The 24,335-nt window shown below is 46.4% G+C and carries 21 protein-coding genes; 18 read left to right on the forward strand and 3 right to left on the reverse strand.

Annotation, left to right across the window (positions count from 1 at the left end; translation table 11 throughout):
• Positions 1-70: 70 nt before the first annotated feature.
• From HFD99_RS13550 to HFD99_RS13560, 3 genes are all read left to right on the forward strand, one after another.
• Positions 71-667, forward strand: a complete 597-nt coding sequence (locus HFD99_RS13550; protein WP_013370777.1) for a DUF2087 domain-containing protein — start codon at positions 71-73, stop codon at positions 665-667.
• Positions 668-1,139: 472 nt separating this feature from the next.
• Complete coding sequence (gene rsgA, locus HFD99_RS13555; protein WP_123797112.1) at positions 1,140-2,237, forward strand: ribosome small subunit-dependent GTPase A; 1,098 nt, start codon at positions 1,140-1,142, stop codon at positions 2,235-2,237.
• 82 nt (positions 2,238-2,319) lie between these two features.
• On the forward strand, positions 2,320-2,658 hold the full coding sequence (locus HFD99_RS13560; protein ID WP_019687026.1) for a L,D-transpeptidase: 339 nt from the start codon (positions 2,320-2,322) through the stop codon (positions 2,656-2,658).
• A gap of 31 nt (positions 2,659-2,689) precedes the next feature.
• Here the strand turns inward: HFD99_RS13560 and HFD99_RS13565 are convergent, their stop codons facing one another.
• Positions 2,690-3,712 carry a flagellar motor protein MotB gene (locus tag HFD99_RS13565; protein ID WP_225164875.1) on the reverse strand — a complete coding sequence of 341 codons (1,023 nt, stop codon included), beginning with the start codon at positions 3,710-3,712 and terminating at the stop codon, positions 2,690-2,692.
• A 215-nt stretch (positions 3,713-3,927) separates the two neighbouring features.
• Here HFD99_RS13565 and HFD99_RS13570 point away from each other — a divergent pair, with 215 nt between their 5' ends.
• The gene (locus HFD99_RS13570; RefSeq protein ID WP_016821028.1) at positions 3,928-4,077 is read left to right on the forward strand and encodes a hypothetical protein; all 150 of its coding nucleotides are present in this window, start codon (positions 3,928-3,930) and stop codon (positions 4,075-4,077) included.
• A 128-nt stretch (positions 4,078-4,205) separates the two neighbouring features.
• Here the strand turns inward: HFD99_RS13570 and HFD99_RS13575 are convergent, their stop codons facing one another.
• The gene (locus tag HFD99_RS13575; protein ID WP_013370782.1) at positions 4,206-4,445 is read right to left on the reverse strand and encodes a hypothetical protein; all 240 of its coding nucleotides are present in this window, start codon (positions 4,443-4,445) and stop codon (positions 4,206-4,208) included.
• Positions 4,446-4,834: 389 nt separating this feature from the next.
• On the opposite strand from HFD99_RS13575, the gene HFD99_RS13580 reads away from it, so the two are divergent.
• The 12 genes from HFD99_RS13580 (at position 4,835) to HFD99_RS13635 (ending at position 19,653) form a co-directional block, all read left to right on the forward strand.
• Positions 4,835-5,155: a hypothetical protein gene (locus HFD99_RS13580; protein ID WP_013370783.1), complete on the forward strand. Its 321-nt coding sequence runs from the start codon at positions 4,835-4,837 to the stop codon at positions 5,153-5,155.
• A 67-nt stretch (positions 5,156-5,222) separates the two neighbouring features.
• Complete coding sequence (essC, locus tag HFD99_RS13585; RefSeq protein ID WP_123797113.1) at positions 5,223-9,218, forward strand: type VII secretion protein EssC; 3,996 nt, start codon at positions 5,223-5,225, stop codon at positions 9,216-9,218.
• 16 nt (positions 9,219-9,234) lie between these two features.
• The gene (locus HFD99_RS13590; RefSeq protein ID WP_016821030.1) at positions 9,235-10,077 is read left to right on the forward strand and encodes a hypothetical protein; all 843 of its coding nucleotides are present in this window, start codon (positions 9,235-9,237) and stop codon (positions 10,075-10,077) included.
• Between the two features lie 5 nt (positions 10,078-10,082).
• The gene (locus tag HFD99_RS13595; RefSeq protein WP_031463346.1) at positions 10,083-10,619 is read left to right on the forward strand and encodes a WXG100 family type VII secretion target; all 537 of its coding nucleotides are present in this window, start codon (positions 10,083-10,085) and stop codon (positions 10,617-10,619) included.
• 257 nt (positions 10,620-10,876) lie between these two features.
• Complete coding sequence (locus HFD99_RS13600) at positions 10,877-11,152, forward strand: WXG100 family type VII secretion target (RefSeq protein WP_007430133.1); 276 nt, start codon at positions 10,877-10,879, stop codon at positions 11,150-11,152.
• A gap of 202 nt (positions 11,153-11,354) precedes the next feature.
• Entirely contained in the window at positions 11,355-13,400 is a 2,046-nt protein-coding gene (locus HFD99_RS13605; RefSeq protein ID WP_123797114.1) for a hypothetical protein, read from the forward strand.
• Between the two features lie 85 nt (positions 13,401-13,485).
• Entirely contained in the window at positions 13,486-14,238 is a 753-nt protein-coding gene (locus HFD99_RS13610; protein WP_013370788.1) for a vWA domain-containing protein, read from the forward strand.
• A 12-nt stretch (positions 14,239-14,250) separates the two neighbouring features.
• The gene (locus HFD99_RS13615; protein WP_123797115.1) at positions 14,251-15,087 is read left to right on the forward strand and encodes a hypothetical protein; all 837 of its coding nucleotides are present in this window, start codon (positions 14,251-14,253) and stop codon (positions 15,085-15,087) included.
• A 265-nt stretch (positions 15,088-15,352) separates the two neighbouring features.
• On the forward strand, positions 15,353-16,162 hold the full coding sequence (locus HFD99_RS13620; RefSeq protein ID WP_017427968.1) for an SDR family oxidoreductase: 810 nt from the start codon (positions 15,353-15,355) through the stop codon (positions 16,160-16,162).
• A 406-nt stretch (positions 16,163-16,568) separates the two neighbouring features.
• Positions 16,569-17,102, forward strand: a complete 534-nt coding sequence (locus tag HFD99_RS13625) for a PadR family transcriptional regulator (protein ID WP_045243837.1) — start codon at positions 16,569-16,571, stop codon at positions 17,100-17,102.
• A gap of 5 nt (positions 17,103-17,107) precedes the next feature.
• Entirely contained in the window at positions 17,108-18,490 is a 1,383-nt protein-coding gene (locus HFD99_RS13630) for an MFS transporter (protein ID WP_123797116.1), read from the forward strand.
• Positions 18,491-19,278: 788 nt separating this feature from the next.
• A complete protein-coding gene (locus HFD99_RS13635) occupies positions 19,279-19,653 on the forward strand; it encodes a DnaJ family domain-containing protein (RefSeq protein ID WP_123797117.1) in 375 nt (124 codons plus the stop codon).
• A 63-nt stretch (positions 19,654-19,716) separates the two neighbouring features.
• On the opposite strand, the gene gluQRS is transcribed toward HFD99_RS13635, so the two are convergent.
• Positions 19,717-20,712 (reverse strand): tRNA glutamyl-Q(34) synthetase GluQRS, encoded by a 996-nt coding sequence (gene gluQRS, locus HFD99_RS13640; RefSeq protein ID WP_123797118.1) that lies wholly within the window; start codon positions 20,710-20,712, stop codon positions 19,717-19,719.
• Positions 20,713-21,054: 342 nt separating this feature from the next.
• Between gluQRS and hrpB the strand changes: the two genes are divergently transcribed.
• Positions 21,055-23,583 (forward strand): ATP-dependent helicase HrpB, encoded by a 2,529-nt coding sequence (hrpB, locus tag HFD99_RS13645; RefSeq protein WP_123797119.1) that lies wholly within the window; start codon positions 21,055-21,057, stop codon positions 23,581-23,583.
• Positions 23,584-23,702: 119 nt separating this feature from the next.
• Positions 23,703-24,287, forward strand: a complete 585-nt coding sequence (locus HFD99_RS13650; protein ID WP_017428324.1) for a general stress protein — start codon at positions 23,703-23,705, stop codon at positions 24,285-24,287.
• Positions 24,288-24,335: the final 48 nt, after the last annotated feature.

A 24,335-nucleotide genomic window follows, 5' to 3' on the forward strand; every position in this document is an offset into this window, starting at 1 on the left:
ATTATCTATTTAGGTTAAGCGAATTTGCTTGCATAGCAAATCTGTAGTAGTGAAAAGAGGTGCAGTTACGGTGCAACTAGATAAAATGGTCAATTATCATAAAGCACTTGCGGACCCAACGCGTATGCGAATATTACTCCTTTTATCTCGTGGTGAGATGCATGGTCAAGCTTTGGCGAAAAAGCTAAATCTGTCACAGCCTACGGTTACGCATCATGCTTCCAAACTCCGAGAGGTCGGGTTGATTAAGGAACGCCGTGATAAAAACACAGTGTATTTTACACTGAACCCAGAGCTGATTCGGCAGCATGCCGAGGCGACAGTGCGTTTTATTTTTGAAAAAGGAGAGGAAGAGGAAGATATGTCCGAATTGAATGAAACGCTGGAAGCAACGGTTTTACGCAATTTTTTTGCCAAGGACGGCAAGTTGCGTCAAATTCCTGCCCAGTATAAGAAAAAATTGATCGTACTTCAGATGCTCGCCGAAAAGCTGGAGCCAGGGCGCATCTATCCTGAACGTGAACTAAACGAGTGGATCAAGCAATACCATGAGGATTTTGCGACGATTCGGCGTGAGTTGATCATGCATCAGTTTATGTACAGGGAGCGAGAAATGTACGAATTGAACCCGCGTGAAATGTGGACACGATGGGATCAGGTACGTTAAACAAAACTTGAAATAGTTTAAAATGTTTAGAATCAGCCTTGACAGACAATTGATGGACTTGTATGATAAAGGAAATTTTAGGAGGAGGCGATGTTATATGCGTACGAACATGAGTGAATGGGTTCAGCAGCAGAATGACTTGTCTCCCGCACGGACGATGCACGGCTAAAGACTGTTAGATCTATAGTCTTAGCTCAGCAGTTGGTTGGACAGTAGAACCAACGAAATCCGCAGGGAGTGATTCCCTGCGGATTTTTTTATGGTCAAGTGTTTTGTTATCCGGTTGTTGGTTTCGAAAGTAGTCCGTGTAAGACTGCTTGCATAAGTGAACGAACGGATCACATCGCTTGAGCTGTATACATTCCGCAGGGGTTTCCCTGCGGATTTTTTGCGTTGTTTGCTTGCGGAGAGAAAAATGTACACCTATTGAGTAACACCAAAAAAAATTAAACATGATCTCAGGAGGAAAATAATGAGTATACATGAATACGGTTGGTCTGATTACTGGAACGGTTTGTGGGACCAATGGAAGCAAAACTATGAGGAACGAGCAGGAAACACGCAGATACGCCCTGCCCGCTTGATTGCCGATTATGGACAAAAGGTGAAGCTTATTACGATGGATGGGGAACGCTGGGGAGCCGCTTCAGGTAAGCTAAGACATGCTATTGTTGACCCGGCGGAAATGCCGGCTGTAGGGGATTGGGTGGCCATCACCACGTCGGACGAAGTATCGGATGCAGTAATCCATGCTCTCTTGCCACGCAAAAGCCAAATATCTAGACAGGCCGCAGGCTTTGAGACGAAGGAGCAACTGATCGCGACCAATGTAGATACGCTTTTCCTTGTTAATGCGCTGAATCATGATTTTAATATGCGCAGATTAGAACGGTACTTAATCATGGCCTGGAATAGCGGAGTAAACCCGGTTGTCGTGTTGAGTAAGAGTGACCTTTGTGAAGATGTCGAACAGCGGGTTGCAGAAGCGGAAGGAGTTGCTCCTGGAGTACCCGTTATCGTAATTTCTGCTTTGCAGAACGAAGGCAGAGAGCAGCTGGAGGCGTTCCTTGAGCCTGGGTGTACGGTTGCTTTGACTGGCTCTTCCGGTAGTGGCAAATCCACAATAGTGAACTGGCTATCCGGGGCTGAAGTTCAACTGACACAGGATGTGAGGGAGGAAGACAGCCGAGGCAGGCATACAACCACACACCGACAGCTTTTTCCCATTGCAAAGCAAGCCGTTCTGCTCGATACACCCGGTATGCGCGAGCTTAATCTATGGGATGATTCCACGGGTGTAGCTCATACCTTTGCTGATATTATGGAAACAGCTCAGCAATGCCGTTTTGCCGATTGCAAGCATAAGGGAGAAGCTGGATGTGCGGTGGAGGAAGCTATCCAAAGAGGGGAATTATCTGAATCCAGAGTGAACAATTATCGCAAGATGCAGCGGGAACTGGAATATCAGGCACGCAAGGAAGCAGACCGACGTAGAAAAGATAGCCGTCCAAGTACAACTCCGGGCCGCAGGGATCAGCGAGGTGGTTGGCGACGTGATGTGGAGTGGTAAGGCGAGCTGTCATGAAACATCATTTGTAGAAATTTAAGAAAATCTATGTGGTAGTCGGCATATGGTGTAGAGGGGTGAACATATGCCGAACTACAGTATTGTGGTGGATTTATCGGATCGTCGTCTATATTTAAAAGATGGAAGTCAGATCGTTCTTAGTTATCCAGTCGGTATTGGGAAGGTGGCTACACAAACACCGCATGGGCAATTTACGATTATTAACAAACAGCCCAATCCGGGCGGTCCTTTCGGAGCGTTCTGGATGGGGCTGTCCAAGCCGCATTATGGCATTCACGGCACCAATGAGCCATGGTCCATTGGCAAGTTGGTGTCACATGGCTGCATTCGAATGCATAATAAGGATGTACTGGAGCTTCAAGAGAAGGTAAGTATAGGGACGCCGGTCACGATACAGCCATAACAGCTAGATGATATAGGATTCCTTTGGCTGCCTAGTACGATTTGGGTTGAATTTGGACACGGGCTTCAATCCGTTTGGAGCCCTTTTTGTCGTCTGCGGATTTAACTAATGATCCCGCAAGACGCTCTCCTTTTGTACCGTAAGCCTGTTTGGCGTTGATCCACATATCTTCGTTCGGCTCGAAACTTATGACCAGGGTGTAGCGGTTAGCAAGGCTCGGCTTTTTGACCCTCATGCTGAAGGAACCATCAGGCATGACCTTGGTTTGATCATCGTAGCCAAACTGCCATCGTCCCGGAAAATCAATTGTGAGCTTGACGTCCGAACCCTCGAACAAATTGCTGCGCGCATATACGTGATAATAATTTCCTTTTTGCCTCACATCGGGCTTAATCCACACTTGAGGATTACCGTAGTCCTTTGGTTTGTTCCAGACAGGCTTAATTAGAGGGACATGGCGGTCTTGTTCAGGATCAAACTCAGCACCTATCCGAATTTCTTGCAAAAGTTGTTCGTTTTCTTCGTATTGATATACATAAGGGCCTTCTAATTTGTTGCCACCACTACCATACAGATTTCGTATTTCTTTGTCTTGGTCATCTGGACGGAACAGAACAGTCAGATCCATACTGCCCTGTATACCAGGTCGGTGTACTTGGAGTACAAAACTTCCGTCCTTTTGAATAGTTGTCTCGTCCGTGTATCCGGTTAACAGAGAGTTTTTGACCGCAAGATTCCCCTTGATCCGTGCTCCAGCCGGCAGATTGGAGTATCCTTTAACCTTCACTGTATTTTTATCAATACTTACGTCACCTGATATCTCGACATAGCTGCTGCCTTGCTTATGGACAGGTGCATCGTTGGCGGCTCGTTCATCAAGGGATGAAGCAGCTTGGTTCGGATTACCTGTCACGGTATAGGCACGTGCTTCAGCTTCGTGTTGAGCCATACTTCGAGTTGAGGCTTTCTCCCTGCTGCATGCAGCCAGCATAGTTAGGATGAAGAACATACATAAAAGGTTCCAGCTTATTTTGGTCATTATGTGCTTACTCATGGTTTTTGCTCGCTCCTTGTCCGTAGCTCCCAGGCTAAACTGATAAAACTTTCGAAACTTTATGTATTTACCCTATTTAAAGGGTATGTAATCCCGCCTGCTTTATCCTAGTCAAATCGTACGTGTTTAAACAACAGGTGGAATGGTTAAAAATGGATAGCCGGATCATCCCCTTGAAAAGCAGGGGCAGCTTGCTGTAAAGGAGCCTGAGTCATATGTCCATTGACCGTTTTATCTTAAAAAAGCTGGACAACTGCCGGGAAGAACATACACGCGCTAATTTACTAGAACTGTTTAGAATACGAATTGAGAAGGCGCAGAAAAAGGAACGAGGCGGTAAAAAAGGTTATCGCAGAATACTATAAATAGAGTCTGATCAAATGCATAGGCTGCGGTAAGTCACATGTAGCATGTTTCATAACCGCTGATATGGAGAGGGTGCTGAAATGCCCCTCTCTTTTTTGTGTCTAATGCAAACAAAAAAAAGTCCCTCTTAATAGAGGGACAATGCCAATGAATCATTTTCACTAACGCTATGCAGGATGGCTTCACAACCGACAATCTCTATACTGATCAAAGAGTTAAGACATTTTTGAAGGGCACGCTTGCCACTGGAGATTTTGTTCTCCAAAGTATTACTTAGAAGTTTTAAGGTTTTTTGTACCGGTTGCTTATTTTCTTGATTGAAGTATACGGGAATACGTTTGTTTTGAAATGTAATTAATGTTCTCACAAAAATCACCTCACCTGAGTTATTTCATGGCTTTATTGTAGTGCCCGTTTCTTAAAATTACCTTAAAAACACCTTATAAAAACATAAAGGTCTGAAAAATTTACAAAGTGTTCACAACAATTTGGGTAACAATCGAATTTAGTTCTACCTAATCGACAAAATGACGTAAGCACGCAAATGAAATTTGTAAATCCCTATTTTTGATTCGTATGACTCTACTATTAATTTTAAGCATGACTATAGTCACCGTTTTATTTTGAGTGTGGGTATTTTGTAACAAATTGACAGTCTAATAGGCGGATGCTACAGTTACGATAGCCATATTTCCGTAGAAATAGGCTTTTTGCGTGAGTATTGCTGTATAAATTAAGGATCGGGAGGGATGACAGATGATCCTGACCGTGCTTTCAGGACGACAGGAAACAGAGTGGTTTGATATTGAGGTGGCAGATGAATACTCGGTAGAACATTTAAAATTGATGCTGGGTGTGCGTATTTTTGGTGAGCCTCCGGCTGAAGGCATGCAATATATTATGGAAGCAAAGTTCCCGGAAGGGCTTTGGTTCAGAGTGGAGGATAACCAGCTACTCACAGGAGCAGGCTTACGGGAAGGCTGCACCGTGCGCATTCAGCGAGCTTTTTCGACAACTCAGGACGAGGCGCCTGTATATGGAAGGCGTTCTTTGTTTCAAACTGAAAAAAATGGGTAAATACACACATGAAATAATATGAAACCTTGGTAAAATGAAATAGTAAGCGAAAAGGGGGACTTTTGTCTTGAATGTATTATACCAGCGATCCCCGAGATTAAGACCGGCCCTCCGAGAGGAGAAGCTAGAGATTTTACGGCCTCCGGCTGAGCCGAGCAAGCCGTCTTTTTCTATTATATCTATACTTATTCCGTTAATGATGACGTTGGTGACTATAGGCTTTTATGTATATATGAGCAGAACAGGCAAGATGGGCAACAGTAACTATTTGATGTTCCAGATGGTCACGGTGGTCATGATGCTTACATCTTATACGATTCCTTTTTTCGTCTATTTAAATAATAAGAAGGAATATAAGCGCAAGTTGGAGGAACGGGACCGCATGTACCGGGAGCAGCTCCAAAAGCATCGTGAAGAACTCAAAATGAAACGCGAAGAACAAGTTCGCACGCTATATGAAATTCACGGTGATCCGCAAATATGCACTCAAATCGTAAAAAACCGCAACAGTTCTCTTTGGGAACGATCACCGGAGGATGAAGATTTCTTGCAGGTACGTATCGGGACTGGACAAGTTCCCTTTCATATTAAACTGCAAATCCCACGACCTGACGGTTATGACCGAGATCCTTTGTTGGGAGCTGCAGATGAACTGGAAGAAGAATTTCGTTTGGTGGACGCTGCTTCCATTACATTGCCACTGTTTCAATCCAAAGTGATCGGATTGGTCGGCGAGCGGGAGCATACCCTGGCTGCGTTAAGAGTCATCTTGGCACAAGTAACGGTTCGTCATTCGCCAGATGAAGTGAAAATCGCCTCCTTCTATGATGAGCGAGAGGAAAGTGAATGGACTTGGATGCGCTGGCTCCCACATGTATGGGATGATGACCGAATCCAGAGAATGATGTCAGACCGCAGTAGTAGCGCCCATCAATTAGCTGACTTTCTGTTTGCTAGATTGAACCGTCGAAAAAATAATCGCAATGAACGTCAGGGCAAAGGGATGGAAGCCCCGTGTTATGTGATTGTTTTATCTGACACCCAACTGATTGAGGAAGAACCTTTGTTGCCGTTGTTGCTGGAGGACGGTCGAGCCATAGATGCGTGTACAATTGTGCTGGCTTCTCGTAAAGAAGCTTTGCCAATGCAGTGTCAGCTGATCGTGGAAGCTTCCAAGGAACAGGGTGTATACGCCCTTAAATCAGAATCGGCGGAGGTTGAACAGCAAAGTTTTAAACCGGATCGTTTGTCCAAAGAGGAAGCCGATGCACTGGCGCGGTACATGGCGCCTATTCGCTTGAAGCGTTCTTCGGCTTCTGATATTCCCGCTGTTCTGCCTCTTTTTGATATGATGAGTGTAGCAAGTGTGGAAGAACTGGATGTGGCAGACCGGTGGCGACGTAACCGCCATCCTGATACATTACCTGTGCCGATGGGCGTGCGGGCAGGCGGCAAAAAGATTATGATTAACTTGCATGATAAAATAGAGCGTCAAGGGCATGGGCCCCATGGCTTGATCGCTGGTACGACAGGTTCAGGGAAAAGTGAGGTTATCCAGTCTATCGTAGCCTCGCTCGCTGCTGAGTTTCACCCACATGATCTTGCTTTTATGCTGATCGATTACAAGGGTGGAGGCATGTCCAACACGTTCGTTAACTTGCCGCATGTTGTGGGTACAATCACGAACCTGGACAATAATTTGATTGAACGTGCTAAAATATCTCTTAAAGCAGAACTGGTTCGTCGACAAAAGATATTGAACGATGCAGGCAATTTACAGCATATTGATGAATATTACAGACTACTCCGGCAGCGGCAGGAACAACCGCTGCCTCATCTGGTTATTATTATTGATGAATTTGCACAGTTAAAGCGGGATCAGCCAGAGTTTATGGACGAGCTAATCAGCATTGCCGCGATTGGGCGGACATTAGGTGTCCATCTGATTTTGGCGACTCAAAAGCCGGCAGGTGTTGTCGATGATAAGATTTGGAGTAACTCCAGGTTCCGCATCTGCTTGCGGGTGCAAAGCGAAGGTGATAGCCGTGATATGTTGAAAATACCGAATGCCGCGTGGATAACGAAGCCGGGACGAGGATATTTTCAAGTGGGTAGCGACGAAGTGTTTGAAGAAATGCAATTCGCTTGGAGCGGCGCGCCGTATATAGGCAACAGAGACATTTCTTCTGCCTTACCTGTTCATGAAGTGAGACTGAACGGCAAACGTGAAGCGCTATTGACGGGCGGAGAACGGGCAAGCTCAGGCTTAAAAGGAGAAGAAGCTCCTAAACAGCTTCAAGTATTTATTGATTATATTGCAAAAGAAGCAGCTAAGGCAGGAATCGAACGTCTTCAGGGACCGTGGCTTCCGCCGCTGCCAGAAATGTTGGATTTAACTAATCTACCGCAATGTACCGAAATAGATAGTACATCATCATCGTTGGAGCTGAAGTCTCTTATTGGGCTGGTCGATGATTTGCCGAATCAACGGCAGGAGCCGATGTATGCGTCGCTGGATCATGGTCATTGGGCTGTGTATGGCATGCCGGGCATGGGAAAAACGACCTTTTTGCATACGTTGCTGATGTCCACGGCACAGCGTTACGCTGTGAATCATTGGAACGGTTATATCATTGACATGGGTCGAACCATGCGCGACTTTGGAGAGCTTCCACAAATCGGTGCTGTTATGATGGCAGAGGAGGATGACCGGATTAAACGGTTGTTCCGCTATTTGTTCAAGATGGTGGCCCTACGCAAGGAAATGCTTTCTGAGGCTGGCGTCAAAACAATAAGTTCTTTTCGACGTTCTGCTGTTGAAGATGTGCCGCAAATTGTCGTAGTTATTGATGGATATCTTAATTTTCGTAATGCGTATCCGGATGAAAATGAACTGCTGGAATCACTCTTGCGTGAAGGAGGCAGTCTAGGCATCACCTTCATCATTACAGCGAACCGGATTACCGATGTGTTTGAGAAGTTCCGCAGTAACATACCTAGTGCTGTTTCTTTCGAATTGGCTGATCCTAGTGACTACTATTATGCGGTAGGACGACCGGCCAAAACACCAGGACCTTTAATTCCGGGCCGGGCTCTGGTTAAAGGGCATGTTCCTCCGCTGGAGTTCCAGACGGCACTGCCTTCACCAGGAGAAGATGAAGCGGAACGATCAGCACAACTACGTCGCAATATCGCTGGTATTGCGCAGGGATGGAAGGGTAAGCACGCACCGGCCATTCTCCCATTGCCTGAGCGGATTCCGTTGCTGGAACTGCTTCAGCAGTGGGATCGGACGAGTGGACCATCAGGTGCGCTTCCTTACGAAGTACCTGTAGGCCTACAGAGTGACGATCTTGAGCCTTTTCTCCTAAATTTAAAAGAAGGGCCTAATTTTATCGTAGGTAGTCCAATGGAGGGTGGAAAAACCTCCTTCCTGATGAGTTGGATTATATCGCTCGCTTATTACACCTCGCCGGATCAAATGCAAGTCTATACGATCGATACACGCTATGGAGGTGGGGGACTATCCCGATTACGGCATCTTCCTCATGTCAAGGCTGCTGCCGAAAGCGAGGAAGAAATGGGACCTCTGGTACAACAGGTGCATGATATCGTTCAACAACGGAGCAAGGATGGAAATGATCCCGAACTGCTCCTGGTCATTGATGATGCGGATATGTTAAGCAAGCAACTGAACGATTTTATGATAAAGGATCAGCTTTCCGCCATTGTACGGTTGGGACGTGATCGCAATGTGCATGTCGTGCTATCGGGTGTGCCAGCTGATTTTCCTACCTTTGGTGTGGACTGGTTTAATGATGTCAAAGCAAGCCAAAGTGGTATGCTTTTTGGAACACTGGATTCGAATGATTTATCGTTCTTTCGTATCCCTTATTCAGAAGCGAATGCCGCTGCTGGTGGCCTAAAAGTCCTGCCTCCTGGGCAGGGATACTACGTACGACGAAAATTTACCAGGATAAAAGCGGCGATTCCCTTCTCAGAGCAAATGAGCTGTGAGGATTGGATAACGAAAATTCGTGACCGATGGCATGTTGTAGTTTGAAGGGAGGTGGCTCATAATGTTAACGTTTCAAGCTTCCAAGCAGAAGTTAATAACCCTCAAGGCAAAGGAACTGTTTTTTCTGGCAGGCGTATTGGGTTCTGACAGACTGCTTGGGGTGGAAGATCCGTTTAAGGGCTATCTAGCAGAGGAGTTGGCGGAAGAGTGGGAGCAGGTCAAAGCTGCTCTTCTGGAAAAAGGTTATCTGAAGCAGGCCGATAAGGGTAAAGAGCTGGCTATGCCTCCTACCGTTTTTTCAAGAGTTGCTATCGCGGGATTATCCAACAGGGCTTGCCGTATACGCTATGTAAGGGGAGGTAAGCAGTTTGAAGGCTATCTTCATTGCACGAATGAGCGTGTGGTGGAGCTTGTGAAATCTGTTGACGAACCCGATGAATATCGTCTGTACGATCTGGGTAATGTGGAAAAGGCTTGCGAAACATTGATTGATAAAATGGGCTGGGTTGATCGGCTTGTACCTGAATCTCCCGCGCTTATGTTTTCCAAGCAGGCCTTTAATAAAATTTACGAGCAATCTGCAGGAGAAAGTTTGTCTCAAATCAGCAGTAAGCTAACTGAGGCTAGCGGAGATGAAGAGGGAGCAATGAGACTGGCTCAGTCTTTGAGTTCCCGTGTAGCCGAGGGAGAATTGCAATTGCTGGTCTGGAACGGCAGAGAGTGGGAGTCACAACGGGCAGCTTTTGTCCTTTGTCCTGCAATGAACTGGATATTTCGGATGAGCTCTGCGGGTAACGGAGACTGGTTAATTGCAGCTATGGCTTCGAGAGATCAGTTTGTGGACTTATTATTGAATTGGTTGAAACAGTCGGCAGTGACTGAAGAAGTGACAGAAGAAGGGTGATGGATATGCGCATTCGAGTTGAACCGGATGTGCTTCGGGGGCTTAGCGGGCAGCTACAGCATGCGGCGGAGCAAATTCAACAGTTAACAGCAGGTTTGGAGCAGGCGTTACAATCGCTGGATTGGGATGTATCTGCACGTGAGGCGATCTTGAATCAGTGGATGCAAGCCAAACGAATGTCAGAACAGATTCATGCTTATCTCCATACATCAGGTACACAACTGAACCGAAAGGCAGAGCAGTTTCAGTCTGTTGACCACAACTATCAAACGATTCTGCCATTTGCCAGCCAACCATTGGGACGACCCGTCACGATGCTCGATTGGTCGAATCAACAATCACCGTCTATTCTGCCTGGGCAAGCTTCGGAAGGAAGCAGTCTAATTTCCAACCCGCAGTCTGTCGTACATGCTATTGCAGGTGTACAGCCTTCGGATGTGGGCACCTTGCATCAGGATATTCTGAAGCAGGCGTCTTCTAGCAGTCCGCAGGATTGGCATTTTACTGATCCGTCTATAGCAAGAGATCAGCCTGTCGCTTAGTTCGGATCGTTCCGGGATGATCTGGATCGGCCTGTAATCCATATGAATTTGTTATACCATTCCCGGTTTTATGGGACTAATATGGGACTTATTAGGTGGTTGTTTTATTAAGATTGTACTGTTAGATGCTGTTTTATAGTTAAAAAGTGGGATTATTGCAATTAGGTCCTTTGCCTTTTGTAGGGGATTAAATAGCCATAGTACAATTTGAACCAGCTAAACAAAAACATTTTTTATCATCAAGGAGGACGCAAAAAATGGCAGGACGCATTTTAATTACCCCAGAACAGGTTGATCAGGTAGCTAACCAATTTAAACAAAGTGGTGAGCAAAGCCAGCAGATCGTTTCCAGTTTGACTCAGTCCATCTCCGGTATGGAAGGTCAATGGGAAGGTATGACTAAACAACGCTTTTTCCAAGAGTTCCAAGAAGCAAGCAAACAAATGCAAGCTTTCGTAACGACTTTGAATAGCATTAGCCAAGAATTGACAGCTATCGCTAACAAATTCCGTACGGTTGACCAAGCGAAATAAGCTGTCGTGCCTGATCGGCATTAACTTATCATATATCACTCTATAATGAAGCAATATGTGAACCTATTCCTCACGGTTTGGCACAGATTGTATAGGAAAAACCGGGCGATCTTCGGATACCCGGTTTTCTTGCCATCCATAGACGTATATAATAAGGTGAGGAAAACTAGCATACTGAATGATATAAGGAGAGGGATGTTTCATGTCTTTTCAACCGAATCCGGGAGACGAATTGATCATAAACGGCACAGCTTATGTGGTTGGACGACATCCCGCTGCACCCGGTTTAGCCTATGCACAAGCAGGGAGGCAGGGAATTGTATACCAGCTGATTGCCAAAAACGGAGCACCGCATGAGGCGAAAGCCCTTAAAGTGTTTTTTCCGAAGTTCCGCATCCCGGCTATGGTTTATCAATCTGAGCATATGGAAACATACGGGGATATTCCCGGTTTGCAGGTATGCAAGCGTGATGTGCTCACTCCAGAAAGAAACGGAAGTCTGATCGCTGAGCAGCCTGATTTGCTGTATGCGGTGCTGATGCCATGGGTTCATGGTATGACATGGTTCGATTGTCTCACAGATCAGCGTCAGCTTGAGGCTTCCGATAGTCTGGCTTTAGCCAGAGCACTGGCAGGGATCGGTTCAGCGATGGAGCAAAAAGGATTGGCTCACTGTGATTTATCGGCGCCCAATGTTATGCTTCCGTTTTTTTCTGAAGTGGAACTGCCTGAAGGCACGTCAGCTGTGGAATTGGTAGACGTGGAGCAAATGTATAGTACCAAAATGGATCGTCCAGATGCACTATTGGCAGGATCGCCAGGGTATGCTGCACATCGTACCGTTCACAGCGGGTTATGGAGCGCGTATGCAGACCGTTTTGCAGGAGCTATCATTATTGGAGAAATGCTAGGCTGGTCTGACCGTGTGGTGGTCGATAAAGCGTGGGGCGAAAGTTATTTTGATCAGCATGAAATGCAGACGCCTTGCGAACGTTATTTTATTTTACGGAAATCGCTTGAAGCCCGCTGGGGTAGCAAGGTGGTAGAGCTATTCAGCCGTGCTTGGGATAGTCAGGATCTAAGCAGTTGTCCTACCTTTGGCGAATGGCTGGTTGTACTTAATGCGGTTACTGAGCAGGAAATTCTAGTGGAGGATACAGAAACGGAGCCAGCTGCGACAGATACAGTCGGTGTGGCTGCTGTGAGCGGCGCTTCCAGTGAAGCGGTATCCTCGTTGGCAACACCTGCCCCGCTCAAAGCTGAACAGGCTGAAATGTTAAATCAGGCTGCCCTAGAGCAGGGAGAGCGTGGAGTAACGGACAAGCTGTTTCGACAGGCACGTGAACTGGAGCAGCAGAACAAACCTGCTGCAGCGCTGGAAGTATATCGTTCGTTGTATCACTTTGTAGAAGATGGCAGTCCTCTGCATGTAGAAGTGTCGGCTGCGATCACAGGACTGGAGGAGCAGCTGAACCCCAAGATGCCAGAGCAACCTGAGAAATCGAAAGCCTGGTATCGCTCCAAAATGTTTATCGTGACAGCATCGGCCGCAGTCGTTCTGTTGGCAGCTGGAATTCCAACTGTGAGTATTCTTGCGGATCAGTCTAATCAGCGACAAATCGAGGCTGCAAAGCAAGAAGAAGCAGTGAAGGCTGCAAAAGCAGCCGAGGAAAAGTTGGTAGCTGAGCAGGAGGCCGCTCAAAAATCGCTAACGGAGAAACAACGTCAGGAAGCTGAACAGCAGGCTAAACAACAGGCTCTTGCTGCTCAAAAGCAACAGGAAGAGCAGAAGAAACAACAAGCCCTGATCGCTCAACAGGTTAAATATGAAGCTTATCTCGCCCAAAAGGAACAAAACAAGCAGGCTGCTGCCAAGTTGGCGAAGCAAAAAGCATATGATCAACAGGAAAAGTATGAAAAATACCTGGCCTTGAAAAAGGAGCAGGAAGCTCGTGCCGCACAGGAAGAAGCAGCTCGTAAAGCAGCAGCTGAGGCGGAACAAAAGCGAAAAGAAGCTATACAGGCACGTAACAAGGAGAATGTTCTCCAGCTTATTTCCTTGTATAACAAGGCGTATGCTTCTCAGGAAGGTGGAAGCACCGCGAAGGCCAAGAGCTTTGCCAAACGTTTTAGAGCATTATATGATAGCAATCCTTCTTATTATCGTTCAGTAGGTGAAGTGGGCTATCGGGCTTCCTCTATTTATAACTTTTTAGGAGATACGAATTTTAGACTGCCTAAAATTTGATGTTTCATATGTTTATATAATGGCGGAATGATAGATTAGGAAACAGATACAGATCGAAGGTAACTGAGGGGAGCATGTACAAACCATGAATTATACAATACAGGCTTCACAACGTACTCCCGCCCTGATCATTTACCTGATTGACATCAGCGCGTCGATGAATATGCTGATGGAAGGGCGGCGGCGTATTGACGTTGTATACGAAGCTATATCACTGGCGATCCGACAGATGGTTTTCCGATCGACCAAGGGAAATCGGTTGACTGCGCGCTATCGGATTGCAATTTTGGCTTATAGTGACGACGTATATGACCTGCTGAATGGTGTCAAGGGAATTGATGAAATCGCGGCTATTGGTTCGCTTCCTGATTTGACACCCAAACGATTCTCAGATTCAGCAAAGGCCTTCTTGCAAGCTGAACGTATTTTGCAGGCGGAATTACCAGGGATGCAGGATTGTCCTGCACCTTTGGTCTGCCATATGACAGATGGTGTTTCCACAGGCGATGATCCGGAACCGATTGCGAAGCGCATTATGAACATGAGTGTACCAGATGGCAATGTACTGGTGGAAAATATATTTTTATCCGACAGGTTGCTGGAAACGCCTATTCAGGACCCCCGTCGCTGGAAAGGTCTGACGCATAATACGCCTTTGCAGGATGAACATGCTGTGAAACTGCGTAATATGTCTTCTGTGCTTCCTGAAAGCTATCGGGAAATGCTGTTTGAGGCAGATTATCAGTTAGGTGAAGGAGCCATCATGATGCTGCCTGGAACCTGTGCGGAACTGGTGTCCATTGGTTTTCAAATGTCAGCTGCAACGCCTGTACGGTAAGGAGGTAAAAGCATGAATCCACTGCTGTCCCTGCTCCCCACGAGCAAAAAAAAGGGATTGAATGCAAGGCTGACTCAGCAATTTGCTTACATAAGCTCTCAGACAGGCGATCAGCCTTTATCATCTCATCACAGTCGTTTTATGTGTCGTTATGGCTATGGAAGGTCTGCTGAATCTGCTAGTATGGGAGAAAGCGGACAGGATTTTGCCGCAGTACGTATTCATAAATCTGTCTGTTGTTTTGTCTTGTGTGATGGTGTCGGGCTCAGTTACCGAGGAGATTTTGCAGCTCGCTATCTGGGTTCTTCTTTACTGGATTGGATGGAACAGAGACAGGATCTGTCTGCTAATCAATTGAGGGAGTATCTTGAGCGTCTGGCAGGTGCAGCTACTGAGGAACTGGATCGGCAGCCTCTGGATCACGAACCAGGCTTAATGCGTTCAGTATTGGAAGATAAACGTCGACAGGGAAGCCAGTCCATGTATATTTGCGGTAAAATCGAACTGCCGAAACGAGGTACCCGTGGTCGTCTCCGACTTGCCTGGCAAGGGGATTCACGTTTGCGATTGTGGAACGGTACGGAAGAAATCAGCGAACTATTTGATCATACCTTCTCTACTGCGGAACGCTGGTCTACAAGCCGTGGACCGATTGGAGGGAAGCCGCATTGGTACGAAAGAAGCATACCCGCAGATATGCCAATGAGATTACAGGTATACACGGACGGTTTGTCCGATTTAGATCCTATTCGCGAGCCTGTCCCTGATGAGCAGATACAGGTATTACTTGATGCGTCTCATACCGGGGGACTTGATGATGATGCGGCATTTATTGAGCTGCAGTGGTAAATGAATAAGCCAAAGGACGTATGCATCCATATCGATGGTTGTAGAACGTCCTTTTTTGATAGATACATAGAAAACTGCGAATAGGTAAGATATTTACGGAATGTAACGAGAGAGAAGAAGAAAAGATGCACTAATGCACGAAATATTCAATCTTTTCCTGAATATCGCAAAGGAACAGCAAAAAATGCGCAAAAATGGTGATTATAAAGTATACCCTTTTGGGTAATCTTGTGATTATACAGATTATTGAAAGGGAGCGATACGTATGAGCTATACATATGCAGGAGGCGCGCGCTTTGAAGGCAAAACTGCTCTAATTACAGGTGCTGGTTCTGGTATTGGCAAGGCAACGGCCATCCAAATGGCTAGAGAAGGAGCAAATGTCGCTCTTTTTGACGTAAGTAATGATCGCATTTTGGAGACGGAAAGAGAAATTAATGCCATACGTGAAGGGTCAGCCCGGGCTTTTGACGTGGACATTGCCGATCCGGTGCGTGTGGAAAAAGCAGTGTTGGAAGCGGTTGAATTGTTTGGCGGGCTGCATATCATCTTTGCCAATGCGGGGATTAACGGGGTCGTCGGACCAATCGAGGAGCTGAGTATTGAGGATTGGCGGCAAACCTTGTCAACGAATCTGGATGGCACCTTCCTGACGGTGAAGTATACAATACCACATTTGAAAAAGAACGGTGGCGGCAGCATTATCATTACCAGCTCGATTAATGGAAATCAGCGCTTTACCAGTTTTGGGATGTCAGCCTATAGCACATCGAAGGCAGGTCAAACCGGTTTTGCAAAAATGGCAGCCCTAGAGCTGGCCAAGTTCCGTATTCGTGTCAATGTCATTTATCCAGGGGCCATTTCGACAAATATTGATGAAACCACGGAGAAATCGGAAGGGTTGAAGCAGATTACCATCCCTGTGCAATTTCCCGAGGGAGATCAGCCGTTAGCAGATGGACCGGGACAGCCCGAACAGGTTGCTGATTTGGTAACATTCTTGGCCTCTGATCATTCGCGTCACATCACTGGCGCACAAATTGTGATTGATGGGGCAGAGTCGTTATTGTTTTAGAAAATGGAGTATTCTCTGGGACAGAGAAATGTTTTGTGGTATCTTAAGTGTACTATATTGGTTACGGTGCGAATGTGAAGCTCACATAAAAAACAGATCCTTCGCACCTCGGAATTTGTAGAAATAAATTCATATTCACTTTTATCGTTAGAAGTCAATAGTGGATTCAAGCTTTTTAAGCATCGTGTTTTTCGAAAATGCAGGAATTGATACCATTAGGGTATTAATTCCTGCATTTTTGTTGTCGCACTCTATACGCGTGGGATTGGAGTCATCATATCGCTACCATTCGCGGTCGGTAGGATGCTTTGCAACATAGCTTTTAAATTTGTTATACAAATAATTCGCATTATATATCTAAAAGATATATAATTGATGTATCTAAAAGATATATTGGGGGATTAAAATGATGAACGAATTTTTTATTTTAGGTGAATTAATGGAAGAACCTCAAAGTGGTTATAGTTTACGTAATGCATTACAAGCCACTTTAGGACGTCATAGAAAAATTAGCTATGGCGTGATTTATCCCCTACTTGAAAAATTAGAGAACAAAGGTTTTGTACAAATAACTAATGTAGAATCAGACGGAAAAAATAAAAAGGTTGCTACTATTACAGATAAAGGAAAGGAACGTTTTTTTGAACTAATGAAAATGCCTGTTCCAAGTGGGGCTCACAATGCTGATATCTATTTAATAAAGCTTGATGTGATGCAGCATCTTGCTCTAGATGAACAAATACAACTATTAGATCAATTCTATCAGGAACAAAAAGATATCGTAGAAGATACGCAAGACGCACTACAAGAATTAGCTGAGGAAGATTCAAAAGATCACTGGTATGCAAGTAAGAGGTTTGAGTTACGACTACAGCAAGCAAATGTGGCAATTGAATGGATTGAGAAATTTAAACACGAATTAAAGAAAGGAGGGTGGTAAACAGAATGACAAAAGAAATAAAAATAGCCTTGTTAATGGCTGCGAGTCTCTTTATGGAGATTTTAGATGGAACAATTGTAACTACCGCACTACCTAAAATGGCTCAATATTTTCATACAGGTTCGGCAACAATTGCTTTACTCATCAGTGTGTATTTGATTACAGTTGCCGTTTTTATCCCTTTGAGTGGATGGATGGCTAATCGATTCGGGAAAAAGAAGATTTGGATTATTGCTGTTATTATTTTTACCCTTAGCTCATTAGGTAGTGCAGTAGCACCAAGCTTCACTTTCCTTTTAATAATGAGAATTATACAAGGAATTTCTGGTGCTTTATTGACACCTACAGCAAGACTGATTGTATTAGAAAAGACACCGCCCTCACAGCTATTGAAAATGTTTAGTTATCTCATTTGGCCTGCTCTTGTAGCACCCGCAATAGCACCATTGATTGGCGGATTTATTGTTACTTACTGGAGCTGGCAGTGGATTTTTCTGATCAATGTGCCAATAGGTTTAATTATCGTATTAATCGGTATAAAATTAATCGATGCTGATAAGATAAATAAAACAACAACTTTTGATCTTTTGGGATTTTTAGAAATTACCTTTTCATCCAGTATAATTCTAGTTGGAGCAGAGCTAGCCACTCACGGAAAAAATTATTGGCTTAGTGCAATAGGATTAATTATCTTAGGCGTGATACTAGGATTTATAGTATTCAAGCACTTGAAAAAAGTAGACAATCCACTATTTTCACTTGATGCATTAAAAATAACTTCTTTTAGAATCTGCCAGACAAGTGGTTCTGTTTTGTGGCTATGTGTTGGGGCATTGCCATATATCCTCACAATTTTTTTACAAACGGTCTTTCACTGGTCAGCAGTAAAAGCAGGTAGTTATGTGTTATTTATTTTTATTGGAAATATTGGAATCAAACCTTTTACCAATGCAATTATTCGTAAATTAGGCTATCGTGGAGCATTATTGTCATCATTTGTGATGATATTTATTACATCAATTGCTTTAGCTTTCATTCAAATTAATACTTTTCCTATCGTGATCATGTTTCTTGCATTAGTCTCAGGTGTAGGACGATCACTAGCCTTAACTGCTTACAGTGGACTGAGTTTTTCTGAAGTAGACACTAAAGATCGAAATAGTGCCAATACTTTGAATGCTGTCGTTTCAACATTAGCTCAAGGGATGGGAATATCACTTATGACAGTTGTTGTGGGTTTATTACAAATCTTCTTCCCAATTACTATCGCATATGAACTAGGTTTTGTGTTTCTTGGTCTATTGATGATATTCCCAGCAATTGAAGTACTGTTTCTACCTAAAAATATTGGTCATGCAACAATCGGCGTTGCATATGTAAAAAACTGAGTATGTTCTTGTATGGTTCTAATCTTCATTTCTTATCGTCTTAGAGTGGGTTTGGTCGGGAATGTTAGTGATACCCCTCACTTCGTGTACGTGCATGGATGACATGAAAAAAGAAGTCTCGTATTGTGACCCGCCCAGCAGTAAATAGTACAAATTCCTTTTTAACGGATTCCTTATTCAACAAATTCCCCCTTACTTTTGTGCAATAATTAACTAACATTGCTATGGTTGAAGTATAACTTAAGATAGGAGTTGCTTATGAGAAGTTTCATGAGTAAGTTTCTAAAGCGTTATGCATCGATTTTGCTGAGCTACGCAATAGTTATAGGATTATTTTACGCTTTGGGATATAAGATGAGCGCTATGGGCTTCTTTGCAATTTTCACAGGAATTGTGATTGGATTAATAATCAACTTTGTATTATCAAAGCGAGAGAAATAAACCCATGTATCCCTTGATTGCATCCACATCAGGGGATTTTTCATGTTACTAAAAGATCGAATAGAGTTTCTGAATGGAATTTCTATATCTTTTACTGGTGAGAATGCACATAGAGAAATGAATTCAGTCATTGTCAACACTATGGATACTTTACTTGGATCAATCCAATCATTTTAGGATGTCGCTCGTCCAACATGTCATGTCTCATATATGTGCTTGGGATCGAAGAATAATCGGTTTTCTCCTACAGGAATACAGGACAACCTCATTATATGTAAGCAACAGTGGCAAAGGACTCCCGGTTTATTTAATATAGATTGTACATAGGACGCTTATTACAAGGAGTGATGAGAATGTTCTCTAGAATGGCAGAGCAGAAGATTGCCGAGGCGATGGCCAAAGGTGAGTTTGATCATTTGCCGGGAGAGGGCAAGCCACTGGTGTTTGAGGATTTGTCACATGTTCCAGAAGAGCTGCGGATGTCGTACAAGCTGTTGAAAAATGCAGGTATTTTACCGGAAGAGCTACAGCTGCAAAAGGAATGTGTCCAGTTACGTGATTTGCTTCACGCTTGCCATGAGGCAGGAGAGCAACAGCGGATCAGTCGCAGGCTGACTGAGAAATCACTTCGTCTTCGTATGCTGCTGGAGGAAAGAGGGCTGAATATGTCGTCTGTATTTTATGAATATGAGTCTGCTGTGCGTCAGCGACTGGAGGAATAACAGCGAGAGGAGCAAAGGGCGGAATGCCCTTGCCCATACACTTTCTTTCCGTGTTTTATCTCATTACCGTTGCAGTGCAGATAATTTCGTGAGGCATTGCTTGGTCAGGATGACTGGCTCCCGAGGCAGCTTGTCCAAATGAAAGCCATCGATTAAATCCATAGCCTTCACAGGCTCAGGAGAATCCAACAGCCCGGAAAAATAGGCGAGCCAGCCAATGACGGCTTCCGGTGTAATTCCTTGCCGACGCATGGCTCGGAGTGCTACGCCACCATGTCGTTTGGCCAGTCTACGTCCATCCGGACCCAGGACAAGGGGGACGTGTGCGAAACGTGGCGGCACTAAGCCCAGTGCTTGGTATAACAATAGCTGACGGGGAGTCGAATCGAGAAGATCATATCCGCGCAGCACATCGGTCATATGCATATTCGCATCATCGACGACGACGGCAAGTTGATATGAAAACATGCCATCCGCCCGTTTGATGATAAAATCGCCCCCCTCCGACGCACGGAAGGATACATGACCAGCTACCTGATCATGAAAAGAAATAATATCATCTGAATGCTGCGGTACTTTAAAACGAAGTGAAGGGAGTTTATGCTGTGCTTTAGCTAGAGCTTCTGAAGAGCTAAGGTTACGACATGTCCCTGAATATGCAGGTCCTTCACCCGACAGTCCGTGCGGAGCATGGGCGGCAGCCATAATGTCTGCCCGACTGCAAAAACAAGGATACAGTAAATCTTGCCCCTGGAGTTTCTCCAATGCAGATTGGAAGCGTTCAAGTCGCTGGCTCTGAGTGTAAGGACCATAGGGACCGCCAATGTCGGGTCCTTCGTCCCAATCCAGCCCGATCCAGCGCAAATCCTCCATAATTCCTTGCGCCAATGCGCTGCGAGCTCGTGTCATATCAATATCTTCTATGCGCAAAATATAGGTTCCGCCTAGGGAACGAACATGCAGCCAGGATAATAAGGCGGTGCGAGCGTTTCCTAAGTGTATCCATCCCGATGGTGTTGGGGCGAATCGTCCTCTAATGGGTTGGGTTTGTAATTCCATACGAAGTTACCTCGATTCTGTATTCCGTGTTTCTACAATCCGTCCTTTAGCAATCCATATCAACTATATTATAAAACGATCTTGCCGCGAGTGCATCTCGACAAGTATAGGAACTGGCACGGGAAAGTGTGCATACCTGCGAGGACCAGACGGCAAATTTAAATATCTGTATAATAGATTTAGAAGAATCATGCACGACAGATGAGATGAAATCCCTTTGCTGTGGACCAGTTTAACATTTTTTATTCGATTTTCAATAATTACAGGTAGTGAAAAATTCACAATAGCAAAAGAATTCAAACTTAGATTCTACGCCTCAAGCGTATCATTGGAGAGATTTCATTGACAGATAAACAATTGCCTATTACGCAAGTCATCCCCGAGCTTAAGCATGCCTTGCTATCCCATTCAGCGGCGGTCCTGATTGCACAGCCGGGAGCGGGGAAAACAACAGTAACACCATTAGAACTGCTGCATGAGCCGTGGCTGGCGGAGCAAAAGATAATTATGCTGGAGCCGCGACGCTTGGCAGCACGTGCGGCAGCAGCGCAAATGGCAAGGGCGCTAGGCGAGTCAACTGGGAAGACCGTAGGTTACCGCGTTCGTATGGATACAAAGGTAGGACCAAGCACGCGGATTGAAGTGGTTACGGAGGGCGTACTGACCCGGATGTTGCAACATGATCAGGCTTTGGAGGGGGTCGGGCTGATTATTTTTGATGAGTTTCACGAACGCAGCTTGCATGCAGACTTGGGCTTGGCACTTGCCCTGCAAAGCCAGGCGCTGCTGCGACCGGATTTGAAAATATTAATCATGTCTGCCACCCTAGAGGCAAAGCCTGTATGCAGACTGCTAGGGGATGCACCCTTACTGGAGTGCCCAGGCACCGTATTTCCGGTAGAAACCTTGCATATGTCCAAGCCTTCGTCAACCTCATTAGAGTCTTTTACGGCTGAGACGGTAGAAAAGGCGCTTTATGCCCATGAAGGCGATTTACTGGTGTTTTTACCAGGGGCTAGAGAAATTCATAGAACAGAACGAGAACTGACGTCCAGAAATTTACCGGCCTCCGTCAAAATCATTCCGCTGTACGGCAGCATGAAGCTGGAGCAGCAAGATGAGGCAATACGCCCGTCGGCTCCGGACAGCCGTAAAGTGGTATTAGCCACCTCGATTGCCGAGTCCAGCTTGACCATCGCGGGGATTACGGTGGTGATCGATAGCGGACTGTCACGCGAATCGGTGTTTTCCGCGCGAACCGGCATGAACCGTTTGACCACCGTTAAGGTGTCCAAGGCCTCCGCCGATCAGCGGCGCGGGCGGGCGGGCCGTCTCCAGCCGGGCGTGTGCTACCGGCTGTGGAGCGCGCAGGAGCATGCCGCGCTCCCTGATGCCAGCCGCCCGGAAATCGCGGCGGCGGATCTGGCCCCGCTCGCGCTGGAGCTGGCGGCCTGGGGCGTGCGCGAGCCCGCCGAGCTGGGCTGGCTGGATGCCCCGCCTGAGGCGGCGTACCACCAGGCCACAGGTCTGCTGCGCCAGCTTGGATGCCTGGATGCCGCAGCCGATGGTACAGCAGGCGGCATCACCGCGCATGGGCGCGAGGTATCCGCCTTGGGTACGCACCCGCGCTTAGGACACATGCTGCTGCGCGCAGCAGCTCTCGGCCTGGCCCCAACCGCCAGCCGTCTGGCGGCGCTGCTGCAAGAGCGGGACCCGTTCCGTGCTCATGGCGGAACGGATTTGCGCCCGCGGCTGGATGCCTTGCGCGAGGCGGCTCATGCCCGCAGCACGCACAGCCTGCTGGGAGCGGCAGACGATACGGTGATTCGTCGTATCGTGCAGGAGAGTCGGCAGCTGCTAGCCACGCTGCCGACCACAGCCGCATTGCAGGACGAGCCTGACGGCTCCGCGGCCTGCGGGCTACTGCTGGCCTTTGCGTATCCGGATCGGATCGCGCAGGGCCGAGGGGATGGCCGCTTTTTGCTTAGCGGCGGCCGGGGGGCGCGACTCCGACAAGTGGAGTGGATATCGCGTTCGTCCTATCTCGTCGCCGCCGAAGTGGACGACGAGGGAGCAGATGGCGCCATTCAGTTGGCGGCACCGATTGAATTGCAAGAGCTGATCCAGCATTGCAGTGATTTGCTGCTGGAACAAGCCAACGTATACTGGGATAGCTCCGCTTCAGCCGTGAGAGCCCGTAAGGTACTGCGGCTGGGCTCGCTTATCCTAAAGGAAGCGTCCTATGAGCGACCTCCGGCTGAGGAAATCGCGGCTGCCTTAATGCAGGGTGTGCGGGAACGTGGCCTCAAACTGCTGTCCTGGAATCGGCAAACCCTTCAGTTGCAGGCGCGTCTGATTTTTATGCACTTCTCTGCGCCCGAGGATTGGCCTGACAGCTCGGAATCCGCGCTGCTGGATTCACTGGAATCATGGCTGCTGCCATTTGTAGTTGGTGCCAAAAATTTAGCTGATCTGCAACGACTGGACGGTAGTGAATTGCTGCTTGGCAGATTGAATTGGGAACAGCGACAGCAGCTCGAACAGGAAGCACCGACGCATATACGCGTTCCCAGTGGTTCTCGTATTCCTGTCGATTATTCTCAACCTGAGGCACCTTCGCTGGCCGTGAGACTACAAGAACTGTTCGGCATGAAGGATACGCCCCGTATTGGACGCGGACGAGTTCCGATTGTGCTGCACCTCCTGTCACCAGCCCAGCGACCTGTGCAAGTGACATCCGACCTGTCCAGCTTCTGGAGCGAGGCATATTTTGAAGTCAAAAAGGACCTAAAAGGAAGATACCCTAAGCATTATTGGCCAGATGATCCACTAGAAGCTGTGGCGACTAATAGAGCAAAGCCCAAGCGATAATCGGCAACCGAACCTGGAATAGACATCATCGCGAATTTTGTAAAATCGTTTAAACGTCAGGATAGTGGGGTAATAAAAAAACGAACCACTCAACAACAACATATTGGGAGGTAACTATCATGGCTAATAACTTAAACGATTATAATGAAAAGAAAATTGTTGGTGTTTTTGATACCGAGCAGGAAGCATCTCGTGCAATTGGACAATTGCAGAGCAAAGGAATCCCAAGCAGTGAAATTTCTGTGATCACACGTGACCGTGACGACTTAAGGACGATTAGTGAAGAGACAGGCACCAAAGCACCGGAGGGTGTGGCTACAGGAGCGGCTACTGGTGGTGTTGTAGGCGGTGTCGCTGGCTTGCTGGCAGGCATTGGTGCCTTGGCGATTCCAGGTATCGGACCTATTCTTGCAGCTGGACCTATTGCGGCTACCCTTACCGGGGCAGCTGTCGGAGCGGGAGCAGGTGGCTTGGTCGGTGGGCTGGTCGGACTAGGTATTCCAGAAGATGATGCTCGTCAATACGAGACATACGTCGATCAGGGCAAGATTTTAGTGCTGGTGGATTCCGCTGATCATCACAGGGATGTTTATGATATTTTCCGCACCAATCGTTCTCTGAATGCGGATCGTTACAGAACATATGATGATACGGTGGCAGATTCGCGGACAGGTGCGTACACAGATACTAGAAGGAACCTGTAAACACCGAACGGCTAGTTAAGGACGTGATTTAACAGGCTTTTCTATCTC

Origin of the sequence: Paenibacillus sp. EKM301P (assembly GCF_011800295.1) — a bacterium.
Taxonomy (GTDB): Bacteria; Bacillota; Bacilli; order Paenibacillales; family Paenibacillaceae; genus Paenibacillus; species Paenibacillus polymyxa.